18 protein-coding genes are annotated in these 16,314 nt (G+C 44.1%); 10 read left to right on the top strand and 8 right to left on the bottom strand.

Going from position 1 to position 16,314, the window contains the following annotated elements; all coding sequences use genetic code 11:
• Positions 1–159: 159 nt before the first annotated feature.
• The 9 genes from bamJ (NI462_RS08455) to ahr all read left to right on the top strand — a co-directional run bounded on the left by bamJ (NI462_RS08455) (position 160) and on the right by ahr (position 6,659).
• Positions 160–864: a BamJ family beta-barrel-assembly machinery protein gene (gene bamJ, locus NI462_RS08455; RefSeq protein WP_005245452.1), complete on the top strand. Its 705-nt coding sequence runs from the start codon at positions 160–162 to the stop codon at positions 862–864.
• A gap of 48 nt (positions 865–912) precedes the next feature.
• Positions 913–1,602 (top strand): BamJ family beta-barrel-assembly machinery protein, encoded by a 690-nt coding sequence (gene bamJ / locus NI462_RS08450; RefSeq protein WP_005108287.1) that lies wholly within the window; start codon positions 913–915, stop codon positions 1,600–1,602.
• Positions 1,603–1,766: 164 nt separating this feature from the next.
• The gene (locus NI462_RS08445) at positions 1,767–2,501 is read left to right on the top strand and encodes a dienelactone hydrolase family protein (protein WP_253160061.1); all 735 of its coding nucleotides are present in this window, start codon (positions 1,767–1,769) and stop codon (positions 2,499–2,501) included.
• A 94-nt stretch (positions 2,502–2,595) separates the two neighbouring features.
• Entirely contained in the window at positions 2,596–2,955 is a 360-nt protein-coding gene (locus NI462_RS08440) for an HIT family protein (RefSeq protein ID WP_026055739.1), read from the top strand.
• Between the two features lie 162 nt (positions 2,956–3,117).
• Positions 3,118–4,146 (top strand): A/G-specific adenine glycosylase, encoded by a 1,029-nt coding sequence (gene mutY, locus NI462_RS08435; RefSeq protein ID WP_290444279.1) that lies wholly within the window; start codon positions 3,118–3,120, stop codon positions 4,144–4,146.
• A 69-nt stretch (positions 4,147–4,215) separates the two neighbouring features.
• Complete coding sequence (locus tag NI462_RS08430; protein ID WP_253160058.1) at positions 4,216–4,758, top strand: M23 family metallopeptidase; 543 nt, start codon at positions 4,216–4,218, stop codon at positions 4,756–4,758.
• Between the two features lie 15 nt (positions 4,759–4,773).
• Positions 4,774–5,019: a hypothetical protein gene (locus NI462_RS08425; RefSeq protein ID WP_004647674.1), complete on the top strand. Its 246-nt coding sequence runs from the start codon at positions 4,774–4,776 to the stop codon at positions 5,017–5,019.
• Positions 5,020–5,043: 24 nt separating this feature from the next.
• Positions 5,044–5,625, top strand: a complete 582-nt coding sequence (locus NI462_RS08420) for a DNA-3-methyladenine glycosylase I (protein ID WP_253160056.1) — start codon at positions 5,044–5,046, stop codon at positions 5,623–5,625.
• 5 nt (positions 5,626–5,630) lie between these two features.
• Positions 5,631–6,659, top strand: coding sequence for an NADPH-dependent aldehyde reductase Ahr (gene ahr / locus NI462_RS08415; RefSeq protein ID WP_253160054.1), 1,029 nt, complete (start codon positions 5,631–5,633; stop codon positions 6,657–6,659).
• Positions 6,660–6,707: 48 nt separating this feature from the next.
• Here the strand turns inward: ahr and NI462_RS08410 are convergent, their stop codons facing one another.
• The 6 genes from NI462_RS08410 to dnaJ form a co-directional block, all read right to left on the bottom strand.
• The gene (locus NI462_RS08410) at positions 6,708–7,352 is read right to left on the bottom strand and encodes an START domain-containing protein (RefSeq protein ID WP_253146563.1); all 645 of its coding nucleotides are present in this window, start codon (positions 7,350–7,352) and stop codon (positions 6,708–6,710) included.
• Between the two features lie 56 nt (positions 7,353–7,408).
• Positions 7,409–8,230 carry a 4-hydroxy-tetrahydrodipicolinate reductase gene (gene dapB / locus NI462_RS08405; RefSeq protein ID WP_253160052.1) on the bottom strand — a complete coding sequence of 274 codons (822 nt, stop codon included), beginning with the start codon at positions 8,228–8,230 and terminating at the stop codon, positions 7,409–7,411.
• A 601-nt stretch (positions 8,231–8,831) separates the two neighbouring features.
• Positions 8,832–9,029: a hypothetical protein gene (locus NI462_RS08400; RefSeq protein ID WP_004280859.1), complete on the bottom strand. Its 198-nt coding sequence runs from the start codon at positions 9,027–9,029 to the stop codon at positions 8,832–8,834.
• A 69-nt stretch (positions 9,030–9,098) separates the two neighbouring features.
• On the bottom strand, positions 9,099–9,326 hold the full coding sequence (locus NI462_RS08395; protein WP_253160050.1) for a hypothetical protein: 228 nt from the start codon (positions 9,324–9,326) through the stop codon (positions 9,099–9,101).
• 110 nt (positions 9,327–9,436) lie between these two features.
• Positions 9,437–9,652: a cold-shock protein gene (locus NI462_RS08390; protein ID WP_005105001.1), complete on the bottom strand. Its 216-nt coding sequence runs from the start codon at positions 9,650–9,652 to the stop codon at positions 9,437–9,439.
• 599 nt (positions 9,653–10,251) lie between these two features.
• Positions 10,252–11,370, bottom strand: coding sequence for a molecular chaperone DnaJ (dnaJ, locus tag NI462_RS08385; RefSeq protein ID WP_005104999.1), 1,119 nt, complete (start codon positions 11,368–11,370; stop codon positions 10,252–10,254).
• A gap of 212 nt (positions 11,371–11,582) precedes the next feature.
• Between dnaJ and NI462_RS08380 the strand changes: the two genes are divergently transcribed.
• Positions 11,583–12,644, top strand: coding sequence for an RNA-guided endonuclease InsQ/TnpB family protein (locus NI462_RS08380; RefSeq protein ID WP_253160048.1), 1,062 nt, complete (start codon positions 11,583–11,585; stop codon positions 12,642–12,644).
• Between the two features lie 22 nt (positions 12,645–12,666).
• On the opposite strand, the gene NI462_RS08375 is transcribed toward NI462_RS08380, so the two are convergent.
• The gene (locus NI462_RS08375; RefSeq protein ID WP_174894037.1) at positions 12,667–13,044 is read right to left on the bottom strand and encodes a hypothetical protein; all 378 of its coding nucleotides are present in this window, start codon (positions 13,042–13,044) and stop codon (positions 12,667–12,669) included.
• Between the two features lie 131 nt (positions 13,045–13,175).
• The gene (locus NI462_RS08370; RefSeq protein WP_253160046.1) at positions 13,176–16,313 is read right to left on the bottom strand and encodes an efflux RND transporter permease subunit; all 3,138 of its coding nucleotides are present in this window, start codon (positions 16,311–16,313) and stop codon (positions 13,176–13,178) included.
• Position 16,314: the final 1 nt, after the last annotated feature.

Genomic DNA, 16,314 nt, shown 5'->3' with positions numbered 1-16,314 from the left:
GAGATAAAAAAACCAGCCATCGCTGGTTTTTTTACATCTTTAAACTTCAACAAAACAGCGATGTTCGCTTGCTAAAAAACCACCCATTCTGCAAGATTTCTCAAAATTTTCTGCTAAGATGGAATGAACCTCAACGATAACATTAGATTGGAATAATACATGAGTAAGGCCTTACCGATTGCTGTCGCTGTTCTTTTAGGCGGTGCCGCGCTAGTACCTGTTTACTATGCAACTCAAAACCCAGCTGCTCAAACCACAAAAGCATCTAAAGATGCCTCGGCTGTTTCTAAAATTAGCTATGCACTCGGTTATGAAGTCGCTCATCAAACTCCACCTGAGCTGGATATTAACAGCTTTGTGACAGGCGTTCGCGAAGGTCATGCCCGTACCGCTCCTGCTTATACTGAAGAAGAATTACAAGCAGCTTATGAGCAATTCCAAAAAGAAATGCAGCAGAAGCAAGTCGATAGTGCCAAACAGGCTCAGGCATCAAGTGATACTTTCCTGACTGAAAATGCCAAAAAAGCTGGGGTAAAAACTACCGCATCTGGTTTGCAATATGTAGTGACCAAAGAAGGTACAGGCAAACAGCCTGCAGCAACTTCAATTGTAAAAGTACATTACACAGGGAAATTAGTTGATGGTACCGTGTTTGACAGTTCGGTTGAACGTGGCGAACCGATTGAGTTCCCACTCAATCAGGTCATTCCAGGCTGGACCGAAGGTTTGCAACTGATGAAAGAAGGCGGTAAAGCAACCCTGTATATCCCATCTAAACTCGGTTATGGTGAACAGGGCGTGCCAGGTACGATTCCTCCACACAGTACTTTGATTTTTGATGTGGAACTCATCGAAGTAAAATAATCCACGAAAAGGAGAGCAACGCGCTCTCCTTTATTTTGAGAATTAATCATGAAAATACAAATAAGTTTGATGGTTTTACTGCTGAGTTCTGGCAGTCTGTTTGCCAAAGAAGTCACCAATAAGAGCCCTGAGGCTGAACAGGTCGGCTACAGCTTTGGTTATCTGATGGGAAAAAGTAATGCTGACTCCTTACAAGGCATTGATCTGGATGCCTTCAGCGCCGGTTTAAAAGCGGCAGCCGCTGGGAAACAGGCGACTTTAAGCGAGGAAGACATGGCGCGGGTGTTGACCCAATTTAAGCGTCAGGCTGAAGCCAAAGAGCTGATTACCTTGAAAAAGCAGGCGGATGAAAATGCCAAAATTGGTCAGGCTTTTCTGGCTGAAAATGCAAAAAAACCGGGGATAAAAACCACCAAATCAGGTTTGCAATATCAGATTCTTCAGGAAGGAAAAGGTAAATCGCCGAGCGCAAATAGTAATGTCCGTGTACATTATGAAGGCCGTTTAATCGATGGTACGGTTTTTGACAGCTCGATTGCCCGTAATCAGCCCGTGGTATTTCGTACCACCCAAGTCATTACCGGCTGGACCGAAGGTTTACAGCTGATGAAAGAAGGTGCCAAATATCGTTTCTTCATTCCGGCCGAACTGGCCTATGGACAGATTGGTTCAGGGGATGTAATTGAACCGAACAGTACTTTAATTTTTGATGTGGAATTACTGGAAATTATTAAATAATAAGTCCTATTTTTCCAGATCTAAAATCGGAGAGGTTCTATATTGGCCTCTCTTTTTTTATGGGCTTAAGTATCCTTAAATCGCAGGTTTTCATGTCACATTCCGATCAGTTTTGCTATGTTATGTTTTAATCAAGCAATTCAACAACAATAGAGGACGTCAGCATGGCAGCAATCAAGACTCGCGAAATTCATTATACTGCGCAGGATGGCAGCCCATTAATTGGTTATTTTGCCGCCCCAGAAACAGATACCCCTGTTGCCGGTGTACTGGTCGCACCCGAATGGTGGGGTCGGAATGAATATACCGAACAGCGCGCCCGTGAACTTGCAGAGCATGGCTATGCGGCCTTGGCCATGGACATGTATGGGGATAAAAAAGTCACAACCAATTCTGATCAGGCTTATCAGTGGATGATGCAAACTTTTGAAGATCCTGACACTATCGTCAACCGTGCAACAGCAGCCTTGAATGCTTTGGCAGCACAGGATGAAGTCAATGCTGAAAAGCTTGCAGCGATTGGTTTCTGCTACGGTGGCAAAGTCGTACTGGATCTGGCCCGTTCTAATGCATCTTTAAAAGCGGTGGCCACTTTCCATGCCATTCTGTCGCCAAAAGCACCGGCTCAGGAGGGTCAGATACAGGCGGAAATCCTGGTGTTACATGGTGAACTGGACAGCATGGTGACCCTGGATGATGTCGCCAGTTTCCGTGAGGAAATGCATGCTGCCAAAGTCGAGCATGAAGTGATTGTTTTTGAAAATGCCAAACATGGCTTTAGCAACCCGCTTGCCGATGAACGGGCCAAAGCCAATGGGGTGGATCTTGGTTACAATGCAGAAGCGGAACAAAAAGGCCTGGCAGCAATGTATGCCTTGCTAGACCGCCATTTGGCATAAATAGAAACAACTATCCGGCTTGTTCACAGGCTGAATATTTCAGATACTTCATGAAGAAAAGAAAGATAAATCCTACCAGAGGAGAATGTGTATGATGGCTGAAACCAACTGCCCCTACTGTAATTTTGACGAATATGATGTCATTGCCAAAAATGATTATGGTGTGGTGTTGCCTGAACCGAATTCATTGTCCGAAGGTCACTGTGTGATTATTCCATTGCGGCATGTGGCCTCGTTTTTTGAAGTGACCGATAAAGAACGTAAAAGTTTGATGTCTTTACTGGAACAGGCACGCAATGAACTGCAATTACGTTACCAGCCTGCCGGTTTTCATGTTGGCTTTATTGATGGTGAAGTATTTCAGGAAAAGGTTGAACATCTGCATATTCATATTATTCCGCGTTATGCAGGCAAGACCTTGAAGCTGGATGAGCGCTGGGGAATTAACGATTAACCGGGTTCTTGATCAAAAATAAATGCTCTACGGAGCATTTATTTTTATGAAAGCCAAGTTCTATCAAGCTCGATGAACATCTACGTTTTTATCCCACTTTTCACATTCCCACCCTGCTGATTCCGCTATACTAGCTGCTGCTTATTCGGTTGCTAGGTGTTCATGTTTGTATTTTCAGATGCCCTGTTGGAATGGTTTGATGTGCATGGTCGTCATGACTTGCCCTGGCAGGTGACAGATGATCCCTATAAAGTCTGGGTCTCTGAAATCATGTTGCAGCAAACCCAGGTCAAAACTGTACTGCAATATTTCGAACGATTTATCCAGCGTTTTCCGACTGTTCAGGACTTGGGTCAAGCCTCATGGGATGAGGTCGCACCCTACTGGGCAGGTCTCGGCTATTATGCCCGCGCCCGCAATCTGCATAAAGCTGCCGGCATCGTAACCGTACAGCAGCAGTTCCCTCAAACCCTGGAAGAATGGATGGCCTTGCCCGGCATTGGCCGTTCTACCGCTGGCGCCCTGATGTCACTGGGTTTACGTCAATATGGCGTAATCATGGATGGTAATGTTAAACGGGTATTGTCACGTTTCTTTGCCATTGAAGATGATCTGTCCAAACCGGTGCATGAACGTGCTCTATGGCAACTGGCGGAACAGCTCTGTCCTATTGAACGCAATCATGACTATACCCAGGCGATTATGGATCTGGGCGCGACAGTTTGTACGCCCAAAAAGCCTTTGTGTCTGTATTGTCCAATGCAGCAGCATTGCAAGGCACATCAGCAAGGACTGGAAAATGAATTGCCTTTTAAAAAGGCCAAAAAACCAGTGCCGGTGCGCTCTGCTCAGGTCCTGCTAATCCAGTCCGGTACAGACTGGCTTTGGCAGCAACGTCCCAATAGCGGTCTTTGGGGCGGTCTCTGGTGTCTGCCAATTATTGAAAATGCACATGAATGGGAACAGCAATGCCAGCAACTTGGCCTTAAAAATATCATCAAAAAGACCCAGATTAGCCACAGTTTTACTCATTTTACCTGGCAACTTGAAGCAATTGTTTTTGCAGTAGATCAGGATCAGCAGGAACATCTGGCCATTGAACTGCAAGGCTGCTGGATGCGTCCAGAGACAGCCATTGATTGCGGTCTGCCAACAGCGATGAAAAAATTGATCTCTGCGGTAAATGTATGACATAGTCTGGACAAAGCAAAAAACCGATCAGCTCAGAATGAGCATTGCCAATATTTAAGGATGAATAGCGTGCGCCAATATCTTGCTTTGACCTGGGTGGCTTTAATTGCCATATTACTAACCGCCTGTAGCAGTACACCGAAAAAACCCCCTGCTGTACAGCTCAATCCTATCGTCGTGCAAAAACTGAAAAGTATGCGAGTACCGTCCTCTCTGCCAATCCCGGTGGCACGCATACAAGCACGTGAGTTAACAGATACCTGGGGTGCTTCGCGCAGTCGCGGACGCCTACATGAAGGTATTGATATCATGGCTCCACGTGGAACCAAAGTCTTTAGCGCGACTGAGGGTCTGATTGCAGATTTATGTAACAACAATTTGGGTGGTAAAGTAGTCTGGATTCTGGGACCAGGCGGCTCCTGGCATTATTATGCGCATCTGGATGGCCATAAACGCGGCTTAAAAGTCGGTGACTATGTCAAAAAAGGCCAGCTGATTGGTTATGTCGGTAACAGCGGCAATGCCCGGCATACTGCACCACATTTACATTATGGAATTTATTTACAGGGCAAGGGCCGCGGTGTGGTCAACCCTTATCCCTATTTACGTTAATTTTAGGATATTTACATGTCAGAAGCGTTGATCAATCGTCTGGTGGAATTTGCTGAATCAGGCAATCAACAAAAAATTGTATTGAATGGTCAAACTTACCAGGGCTGGGTGATGGAAATTACCGAGGATGCGCTTCTGATCAGTACCGGTTATGCTGACAAGGCCGGTAAAGATATGTGGATTCAATTTAGCGATCTGGATCAGGCTGAACTGTCGTATTGGGACAATCAGCAGGATCAATGGACTGTGTTTAAATTATAAAAGCATCAAAACAAGGAGCATCACATGACTGTGCAACGCTGTGGCTGGTGCTCCGGTGATCCGCTGTATATCGCCTACCATGACCAGGAATGGGGACAGGCTCTGCTGGATGAAAATCGCCTGTTTGAAATGCTGTGTCTGGAAGGACAGCAGGCCGGTCTGGCCTGGATTACCGTTCTCAGAAAACGTGAAGCTTATCGTGAACATTTTTTTCAATATTCGATTGAGTCTATCGCCTCACTTACAGATCAACAACTCCAAATAAAACTTGAAGATGCTAGCCTGATACGGCATCGCGGCAAGCTGAATGCCATTCGGGAGAATGCCCAAGCTTGGCTGAAACTGCAACAGCAAGGGATTAATCTGGTGGATTGGCTCTGGTCTTTTGCCCAGCAACCGCGACTGAATAATGATGTTGTGGATTATCGGCAAGCACCCGCTCAAACCATTGAGAGCCAGAAGATGTCTAAAGCACTCAAACAGGCTGGTTTTAAATTTGTCGGACCCACCCTTTGCTATGCCTTTATGCAGGCCGTTGGTATGGTCGATGACCATGAAAATCATTGTGATTTTAAAACAATATCCTCGCACTTAAATAAGAGCTGAAAATCATGTCGAATAATATTATTCAAGCTTATGCAGCCATGTCCGCAGGTGCGGAACTTGAGCCTTATCAGTTTGATGCCGGAGAACTGCAGCCGCATCAGGTCGAAGTCAAAGTAGAATACTGCGGTCTCTGTCATTCCGATATTTCAGTGATCAATAATGAATGGGGTTCTTCAGTGTATCCGGTCGTAGCAGGACATGAGATTATCGGTACCATTACCCATCTGGGTGCAGAAGCCAAAGGCCTGAAAGTTGGTCAACGAGTGGGAATCGGCTGGACAGCGGAAAGCTGCCAATATTGCGATCCTTGTATTTCAGGCCAGCAAGTGCTGTGTACTGGCGGTCAGGTGGCGACCATTGTCGGACATGCCGGTGGTTTTGCCGACAAAGTGCGTGCCGGATGGCAATGGGTCATTCCCCTACCCGAAGATCTTGATCCTGAAAGTGCCGGACCCCTGCTCTGTGGCGGGATTACCGTCTTTGATCCGATCCTGAAACATCAGATTCAGGCCATTCATCATGTGGGCGTAATTGGCATTGGCGGTTTAGGACATATGGCCATCAAGCTGCTGAAAGCCTGGGGCTGTGAAATTACTGCCTTCACCTCGAACCTGGATAAAACTGATGAACTGAAAGCCATGGGCGCTGACCATGTGGTGAACAGTCGTGATGTCGCTGCATTAAAAGCCCAGCGTGGCAAGTTTGATTTATTACTGAGTACGGTCAATGTCACCTTGAACTGGCAGGCTTATCTGGCAACTTTGGCACCGAATGGCACTGTGCATATGCTGGGTTTACCACTTGAGCCGATGCAGATTCCGGCTGGCATGCTGATTGGTGGAGCCAAGTCAGTTACCGGTTCACCGACAGGTTCGCCGGCGGCATTACGTCAGTTACTCCAATTTGCTGCACGTAAAAATATTGCTCCGCAAATTGAAGTCTTCCCGATGTCACAACTGAACCAGGCGATTGAACATCTGCATTCTGGCAAAGCCCGTTACCGGATTGTACTTAAAGCAGATTTTACAGCTTAAATCCTGCCTATTTTTAGCTGTTAAAAAGACCCAGCGATTGGGTCTTTTTTATTGCAGGGCTTCAGGCAAAATCGCAATAGGTGAAGGCTTAGCCAGCTCGGTCTTCATCTTCTGCAGCATCTGATAAGGCTGCTGTTGCACAAACATATTTACGAAGGTCAAAGGAATGGAACCTTCCGGATTGGCATAACCATAGGTTGAAACCTTGACCTTATTATTGGCCAGTTTCTGAAAAGTCCAGTCACCCTGATAATCGGTTAAACGCACATAAGCCGGGTTTAAAGGATAGCCACTTTGGATGGCTTTATTCTTGATGGTGATCTGACCATTGGCTTCCTTGATCATCTTACCCTGCACAATCAGGTCACGGTCTTTTAAGGGAAATGGAAAATCCAGCACCATATACAGGGTAAAGTCACCTTTTTTATCATCGCGGGACAGGACCTTGATGCTACCCATATAGGGAACCCACTGCACTGCATGCTCGACGTTCAGAATCAAGGACACGGCATTTTCAAGCGGTGCAGTATAAGTGGTTTCAGCTTTATAGAGAAAGACCGGGTTTTGTTCATTCTGGTATGTCCAGACCTTGATATTATTTTTATGAATACTGAGTTTAGGCGTCCCGACAGGCTTGGCCTGCGCAATGGCGCCAAGCGCCACTGCACAGAGCAGGAAAATCATTTTTTGCATTTTTTATTCGTCTTATTTTAGTTTTAGATTTTTTTATAAATGATTTTAACTCGGTTTTAAACCTGAATATCGTTAAAACCAAGCACGTCCTTCATATCATATTTACGCGCTTCACGACCGACGACCCAAGCTGCAGCACGTACCGCACCAGAAGCAAAGTTCATCCGGTTAGTCGCTTTATGAGTAATTTCCACACGTTCCCCATCAGCAATAAACATTGCAGTATGTTCACCGACAATATCGCCACCGCGAATGGTCTGGAAACCAATACTCTTACGCTCACGCGGACCGGTATGACCTTCACGGCAATATACCGCATCTTCTTTCAGGTCACGGCCCAAAGTTTCCGCAATCGCCTCACCCCACATCAAAGCTGTACCCGATGGCGCATCTACTTTGTGACGGTGATGTGCTTCAATCACTTCGATATCAACCGTATCGCCAAATACTTTAGAGGCCAGTTCAAGCAGTTTGATTGAAACGTTCACACCCACTGAATAATTCGCTGCATAAACTACAGGAGTTTCCGTGGCAGATTCCTCCAAATAGGCTTTTTGCTCGTCATTCATACCGGTGGTACCAATCACGATTGCGACCCCTGCTTCACGGCAGATTTTAAGATGATTGACGGTCGCTGCTGGCGCAGTGAAATCGATCACGACATCACAGTCTTTGACTACATCGGTAAGGCTACCCACGACCTTAACACCTGTTGCGCCAATTCCGGCAAGTTCGCCAGCATCAACACCTAATAGTGTACTTTCAGGGCGTTCTACTGCAGCCGCCAATTGATAACCTGCTTCATGCACAGCCTGAATAAGGATACGCCCCATACGACCGCCTGCACCTAAGATCCCAATGCGTGGTGTAGCTGACATAACATAGTCCTGATGTTGATCCAAAATTGCTCTTACTATAGCAAAACTGCGGAATAACACTAAGATGCATTGCATAAAAATCAATGAAAATACTCAAAGAGCGAAATTACTGATATTGATAAGAGTTTTAATCAAGCTTAAGAAGTTAGGCTATCACTTCCGTCAAAGCTATACGATATACATCAACTTGACTCGTCATATAGTTTTTAGCAATTGCTCATATAACTTGAATAAGCTTATTCATAATTTTATCGCTATGATTTTGAAATGATTTACTGAGATTACTGATTTTTGAAGTTAAACAGACGACTTGCCAATACAGTTTTTCCTGTTCAGGCTCGCCATTATTAAGTCAGCTCAAAATCTTGATGATTTAAATCTCAGTTAGATTAACGGGATTCTTATGCAAGACTTTTACTAAATTTTAATTATGAATATCTACTTTTGAATTGATGAGTAGATAGGATTTTAAGTCTTATTGAGACTAAAAGGACTCAATTTTGCCTTATACAAAAATCAGTCCTTAGATTGAGCAAATTAATTCTCTAGCTCTTCGGGAACTTATTAAAAATAATAATACCTAAAGCAAAATTTGCCTGGTCTATACAATTTTGAAAATTTTTCCACTTAAGGTACTTTGAAAGCACATTTCAAAACTGGGACGAATATCTTCACCATCTACAGTGATATGTTTTATATTGGAATGAGATTGTGTTTTAGAAAAATGATGATCGACTGTTGCTTGAATAGCGTGTTGAGCCCCAAACTGATCCTTTACACTAATACTTTGTTTAAGCATATCTATACCTTTAATAATAGTTAAAGTGGCAAAATATCCACTAAAAATTGATGTTTCTGAATTTTATCTTTAAATAACTTTATGATTTAGCTTAAATAATTGATTTATAGAAGTATAGAATGTACGACCATCTAAGTTTAAATCTACCTCAACTCCAGATGAAAGAAGAACTCTCTTACCCACTTCAATTCTTTTTAAACCCTGACGTGTATTTTGCATTTTATTGAGAGGAATTAACGGAACAATAATTTCAGTACCATTTTTAGATTTTGCAATTAAATCATTTATTTTTAACAACTTGAATCCTGTTTTTCTAAAGATTTTTCCAATTTGGAAAATAACTTAAAATTAAATTTGAACGATAAAAAAAGCACTTATTAAGTGCTTTTTTTACTGTTTATTCTTGCTTAGATAGCAACAATATTTACAGCATTCGGTCCTTTTTGACCTTGAGCTACACTGAATTCAACCAGCTGGCCTTCAAGCAAGGTTTTAAAACCTGAACTCGCAATTTCACTGAAATGAGCAAAAACATCTGGACCTGATTCTTGTTGAATAAAACCAAAACCTTTAGTTTCGTTGAACCACTTTACAGTACCTTTAACAACATTTGAGTTTGACATAATATATCCTAATAATTTTTAATAATTTTTTAGTCATTTTATAGACTGATTATAACTTTGAAATAATAAAGAATGAGACTTAAAATCTGAAAAAAAACGAAGGATTATGACTAAAACTACGATACTTAAAGAAGATTTACCGAAACAAGACTTTTTTCTAGTTAAGTTAACTATACACGAAAAATTTAATTAATCAAGTTTTCTTATATATATATTTATTTTATTTATTAAAAAGTAAAATTTATAATTATTTCAATAAGATTAAGCTTTCATTGTCATGATAACAAAATAAGAGTAATCTGCTGTACTGGTAAATTTGATAAGTAATGAATGCGATTATATAGCTCTGTAATAACAATATTGGCCTTTTTAATTTCGGGAATGATGCTTTTTTCTCACTTACAAAATATCTATCACCCTCCAAATTTGGACTCATACTTTCTATTTAGATAGTCAAATATAAAAATAGAAACCGCTTTTTAGGCGGTTTTTATGTTTAAGCGAGACTTATCAAACAATAAATAGCATCTTCTAATCTAGAGTATCTTATCTACATAATAAAAAAGGACGCCTCAGCGTCCTTTTTTACTTTCACTCAATTAATCAAACAAACGATCAAAGAATGATTTTTTCTTTGGTGATGATTTGCTATCTTCACCATCCATGGTTTCTTGCAGTTCTTTTAACAGTTCACGTTGACGTGCACTTAAGTTGACTGGAGTTTCTACCACAATACGGCACAGCAAGTCACCTTGCATGCTGGTACGTACCGGTTTAACACCCTTACCACGTAAGCGGAACAGTTTACCTGTTTGCGTACCTTCAGGAATTTTCAGGCTAACACGGCCATCCAGCGTAGGAATCTGAACTTCCTTACCCAAGGCTGCATCAGCAATCGATACCGGTACATCCATATACAGATCAGCGCCATCACGCTGGAAGATTTCATGCTCACGCACCACCACTTCTACGTACAAGTCACCTGACTGACCATCACGGATCGCTTCACCCTTACCAGTCAAGCGTACGCGGTCGCCATTGTCCACACCCGCAGGAATAGTGACTTCCAGAGTTTGCTGACGATCCGACACACCCGAACCATGACATTTATTACATGGGTTCTTGATGATCTTGCCCTGACCACGACAGGTGCTACAGGTTTGCTGTACCGAGAAGAAACCTTGCTGCATGCGCACTTGACCGGCACCATGACAGGTACGGCAAGTTTCTACATCGTTTGGATTTTTTGAACCTTTACCATCACAGGCATCACACGGTGCCGGTGCAGTAAAAGTAATAGTTTTCTTGACGCCTTTGACCGCTTCTTCCAGGGTCAGTTCCATCACATAACGTAAGTCAGAACCACGGCGCGCGCGTTGCTGGCCACGACCACCGCCGCCACCAAAAGCACCACCGAAAATATCACCGAACTGGCTGAAAATGTCTTCTGCGCTGAAACCACCGCCGAAGCCGCCACCGCCGCCCATACCACCTTCAAAGGCCTGATGGCCCATACGGTCGTACATGCTGCGCTTTTCACCATCAGAGAGCACTTCATAGGCTTCTGCTGCTTCTTTAAATTTCTCTTCAGCTTCAGCATTGTCCGGGTTACGGTCTGGATGATATTTCATCGCCAACTTACGGTAGGCTTTTTTGATTTCATCATCACTAGCGGTTTTAGCGACGCCCAAAACCTCATAATAATCACGTTTAGCCATGTCTGGCGATGCTCCTCACGGAATTTGTTTAATATTCAACTGAGGTCTGAAATTGGGGTCAAACCGAGTTTTACAAGGGGAAATATGAAAAAATTATCAAATGGAGCGTAAAACGCTGTCCTTCAGAGCAGAGATATAAGCGACACGACATGAAATGTCGTTGGGTTTTTTTAAATCAACAACTTTAATTTATTATGAGCTAATATAAACCCATGAAAACACTTAAATTACGCATAAAAGACAAACATTGCAAGGTGCTAGGTCAATTAGCATCTGAGGTAAACTTTGTCTGGAATTATGTGAATGATTTAGGGTTTAAACATTTAAAAAGAAAAGGTGAATTTCTATCGGCTTACGATGTAGCGAAATACACAAAAGGTGCATCTAAAGAATGCAGCCTACATAGTCAAACCATTCAGGCTGTGACAGAAGAATTAGTAACAAGACGCAAGCAATTCAAAAAAGCAAAGCTAAAATGGCGTGTAAGTAACAAGAAATCAGCAAAGCGCTCTCTTGGTTGGATACCCTTTAAAAAGGTTGCCGTTAAATATTCCGATGGCTTAATTCAATATGGAAAAAACAAGTTTGGCATGTGGGATAGCTATGGCCTAAGCAAATACACTGTAAGAACAGGTGCGTTTGTTGAGGATAGTCGTGGGCATTGGTATGTATGCCTTGTTGTAGATTTACCAAAGCAAGAGAAGCCTAAAGCGACTAAAGCAATTGGTATTGATCTAGGCTTAAAGGATATTGCTACCTGTTCTGATGGTACGGTCATTTCAAATCCCAAGTTCTACCGTAAATATGAGCAGAAATTGGGTATTGCTCAAAGAGCAAGAAATAAGAAGCGTGTTCGTGCATTACATGCCAAGATTGCAAACCGTCGTAAAGACCGTTTGCACAAAGCAAGCACTATGCTTGTTCGAAATAATGCACTGATTGTTGTAGGTAGCTTAAGCGCTAACAAGCTTGTAAAAACTAAAATGGCAAAATCGGTTTTAGATACAGGGTTTTCAAAACTCAAAACAATGCTCAAGTATAAATGCGAGAACGCAAGTGTATTGTTTGAAGAAGTCAATGAAGCCTATACCACCCAGATCTGCTCGTGCTGTAAGCGAATATCAAGCAGTAGTCCGAAAGGTAGGGTTGATCTTGGAATAAGAGAATGGACATGCCAGAACTGCGGTACAGTCTGGCAGCGGGATTTGAATTCCGCCCTGAACATACTTGCGCTTGGGCATAAGCGTCTCGCAGGAGGAATCCTCTTGCTTTAGCTGGGGGAGGATGTCAAACGCTTTAGAACACAGCTTTATTTTGAGAGAATTTATAGATACCTTTAAACCAGGCATTGATCAGGAAAATAAAGGCAATAAAGCTGAAAATCACCCCGGTCACCACACAGGCTTTGACCCATAATTGGCTGTCCCAGGCAAAGAAAAACAGGGGAATAAACCACAGCGCAGCGAAGATCGCCAAAATGGTATAAATCACGATATTGCGCATGATCCACAGCGCCTGTGCCTGTAACCAGACCTCGGCATAATCAACTTGAGCGACTTTACGTGCGAACCAGTAGGCCAATAGTCCACTAAACAGGGTAAATAAGGCCAAAAACATGAAGACATAAGCCATCGCTACGGAACGTCGCATCTTGGTTAATGTATCTTGAGTCATGTTTGGTTCAACCTCGTTACCGTATTGGTAGCTCGACCAATGCAGCAATTACTTATTTTTTTAAATTATAAAAATCTCAGGTGCTACTATATTGAAAATTTCCAAATTTCGCACCTGAAATTATGACAAATTTAAACAGAATTTAAACTTTTTTTCACTTTAAACCACTGTGCATATAGGGCAGGCAGGAAAAACAGGGTCAATAATGTAGCCACAATCAAACCGCCCATAATCGCCACCGCCATTGGCCCGAAAAAAATACTGCGGGATAAGGGAATCATGGCCAACACCGCAGCCAGTGCGGTCAATACGATCGGACGACAACGGCGTACTGTGGCATTAATAATGGCATCCCACTGCGACTCTCCGGCCTGAATATCCTGCTCAATCTGATCAATCAGAATCAGCGAATTGCGCATTATCATTCCCGATAATGCAATCGTTCCGAGCATCGCAACAAAACCGAAAGGTTTATTGAAAATTAACAGGAATAACACCACTCCGATAATGCCCAAAGGTGCAGTCAGGAACACAATAAAGGCCCGTGAGATGCTTTTGAGCTGAATCATCAGCAGGGTCATGACGACTGCGAGGAATAAAGGCATGCCGGCATTGACCGAGTTCTGTCCGCGAGCAGATTCTTCAACCGTACCGCCCACTTGCAGCAGATAGCCATTCGGCAGCTCTGCCCGGATTTTTTCCAGTGGCTCTTTGAGTTCATTGACCACAGTAGCGGGCTGCAACTTGCTACGAATATCGGCACGCACAGTAATGGTCGGTAAACGATTCCGATGCCAGATCAGGCCTTCTTCAAAGCTGTATTCAATCTTGGCCAGCTGCGCCAAAGGTACCGATGTACCGGTTGCGGTCGGAACAGCCAGACTGGCTAAAGATGCTACCTCCACCCGTTCAGCCTGAGCACCACGTAAACGGATCTCGATCAGTTCACGTTTTTCCCGATATTGATCAATACCAGCCCCCAAAATCGAGCTGTTCAGCACATTGGCCAGTTCACTGCTGCTCACCCCAAGCTGACGGGCACGATCCTGATCAATCTGCAATTTGATGACTTTGCTCGGCTCTCCCCAGTCCAGATGCACATTGGTGGTATTCGGATTTTCTCCCACGGTGGCTGCAACTTTCTGCGCCCATTCACGGACTAATCCTAGGTCTTCACCCGACACCCGGAACTGCAGTGGATAACCCACCGGTGGGCCATTTTCCAGCAAAGACACCCGGGTACGCACTTCTGGCAATAACTTTCGAATCTGATCACTTAAGGATTTACGGATTTCATTTCGATCCTCTAAAGAGGATGCCAGCACTACAAACTGGGCAAAACTGGTTTGCGGCAACTGCTGATCGAGCGGTAAATAGAAACGCGGCGATCCCATCCCGACATAAGTCACATAGTTATCAATGCCCTCTTGTTTCGATAAAAAGGCTTCGACTTTTTTTACTGCAGCTTCAGTGGCTTTGAGGGAAGCACCTTCTTCAAGTTTTAGATCCACCAGAATTTCAGCCCGGTTCGAGGGTGGGAAAAACTGCTGCGGCACCAGCTTAAACATTAAAATAGACAGAATAAAAATTCCGACCGTGGCAACAATGACAGTTTTACGATAGGTCACACAGGCATCGACCCAACGGCGAAAGCCCTGATAAAACCGGGTTTGATAAGGGTCATAATGTTCTCCGGCATGATGCACAATCGGCTGAGGTTCTGGCTGTTTGCGTAGACGTGCCCAGAGACGCTGATACCACGGCGCTTTCTGAATTAAATCTTTGTTGAAATCCGGTAGAAGTTTATCGCCTAAATATGGCACAAACAGTACCGCGGCCATCCAGGACACCAGCAATGCAATGGTCACTACCTGGAAAATCGAACGGGTATATTCCCCGGTACTCGAGGCTGCAGTGGCAATCGGCAGGAAACCGGCAGCGGTAATCAGCGTACCGGTCAGCATGGGAAAAGCCGTGGTGCGCCAGGCATGCCCGGCCGCCTGTAAACGGCTATAACCCTGCTCCATTTTAATCGCCATCATTTCAATGGCGATAATGGCATCATCGACTAGCAGACCGAGGGCCAGAATCAGCGCCCCCAAAGAAATTTTATGCAGTCCGACGTCAAACAGCTGCATACCGGCAAAGGTCATGGCCAGCACTAGCGGAATGGAAAATGCCACCACCAGACCAGTCCGGAAACCGAGCGAGAAAAAACTGACCAGCAATACGATAATCACCGCTTCTGCCAGCACTTTCATAAATTCGTTAATACTGCGTTTGACTGCCACCGGCTGATCGGAGACTTTTTGCAGCTCCATGCCAAGTGGCAGGGCTTTTTGCAGGCGGGCGAATTCCTGTTCCAGATTTTTACCCAAGGCAATGATGTCCCCACCCTTGCGCATCGATACAGCAATGCCAATACCGTTTTCACCCATAAAGCGCATCCGGGGCTGTGCCGGATCACTAAAGCCACGATAGACTTCTGCTACATCTCCCAACTGAATAGTTTTGCCATTGACCAGCAGCGGCATCTGTCTTAATTCTTCAACACTGTTTAATGCACCACTGACCCGCACCTGAATCCGGTCTGAACCGGTTTCAAAAAAACCGGACTGGGTGGTGGCATTTTGCTGCTGCAGGGCTTGCTGAATCGCCATGACTGGAACGCCCAGCTGGATGGCCTTGGTATTGGAAATCTCAATCCAGATTTTCTGGTCTTGCAGGCCAATCAGCTCAACTTTGGCAACATCTTTGACCCGTTGCAGTTGCAGCTGTAAGCGGTCGGCGTATTCCTTGAGGGTCGCATAGTCAAAATCTTTACCCTTGAGCACATAAATATTGCCAAAGGTGTCGCCAAATTCATCATTAAAGAACGGCCCTTGTACCCCTTGTGGCAATTCATGCCGGATATCGCCCACCTTCTTGCGCACGTTATACCAGACATCAGCGACATCTTTCGAAGCCAGGGAATCCTTGGCAACAAAAGTCACCATGGATTCACCCGGACGCGAATAGGCCATGATGCGGTCATACTGTCCCGTGGTCATCAGTTCCTTTTCAATCCGGTCAGTGACTTGTAGGGATACTTCTTTGGCACTGGCACCCGGCCAGTAAGTCTGGATCACCATGACTTTAAAGGTAAAAGGCGGATCTTCACTTTGTGACAGTTTGGAATAAGAGACGATGCCGATCAGACCCAGCAGGATCATGAAATACAGCACCAGACCTTTATTTTTTAAAGCCCATTCCGACAGGTTAAAGTTCATG

This window comes from Acinetobacter lwoffii (assembly GCF_024129715.1).
GTDB classification, from domain to species: Bacteria; Pseudomonadota; Gammaproteobacteria; order Pseudomonadales; family Moraxellaceae; genus Acinetobacter; species Acinetobacter lwoffii_U.
This window is presented reverse-complemented; position numbering and strand designations above follow the sequence as displayed.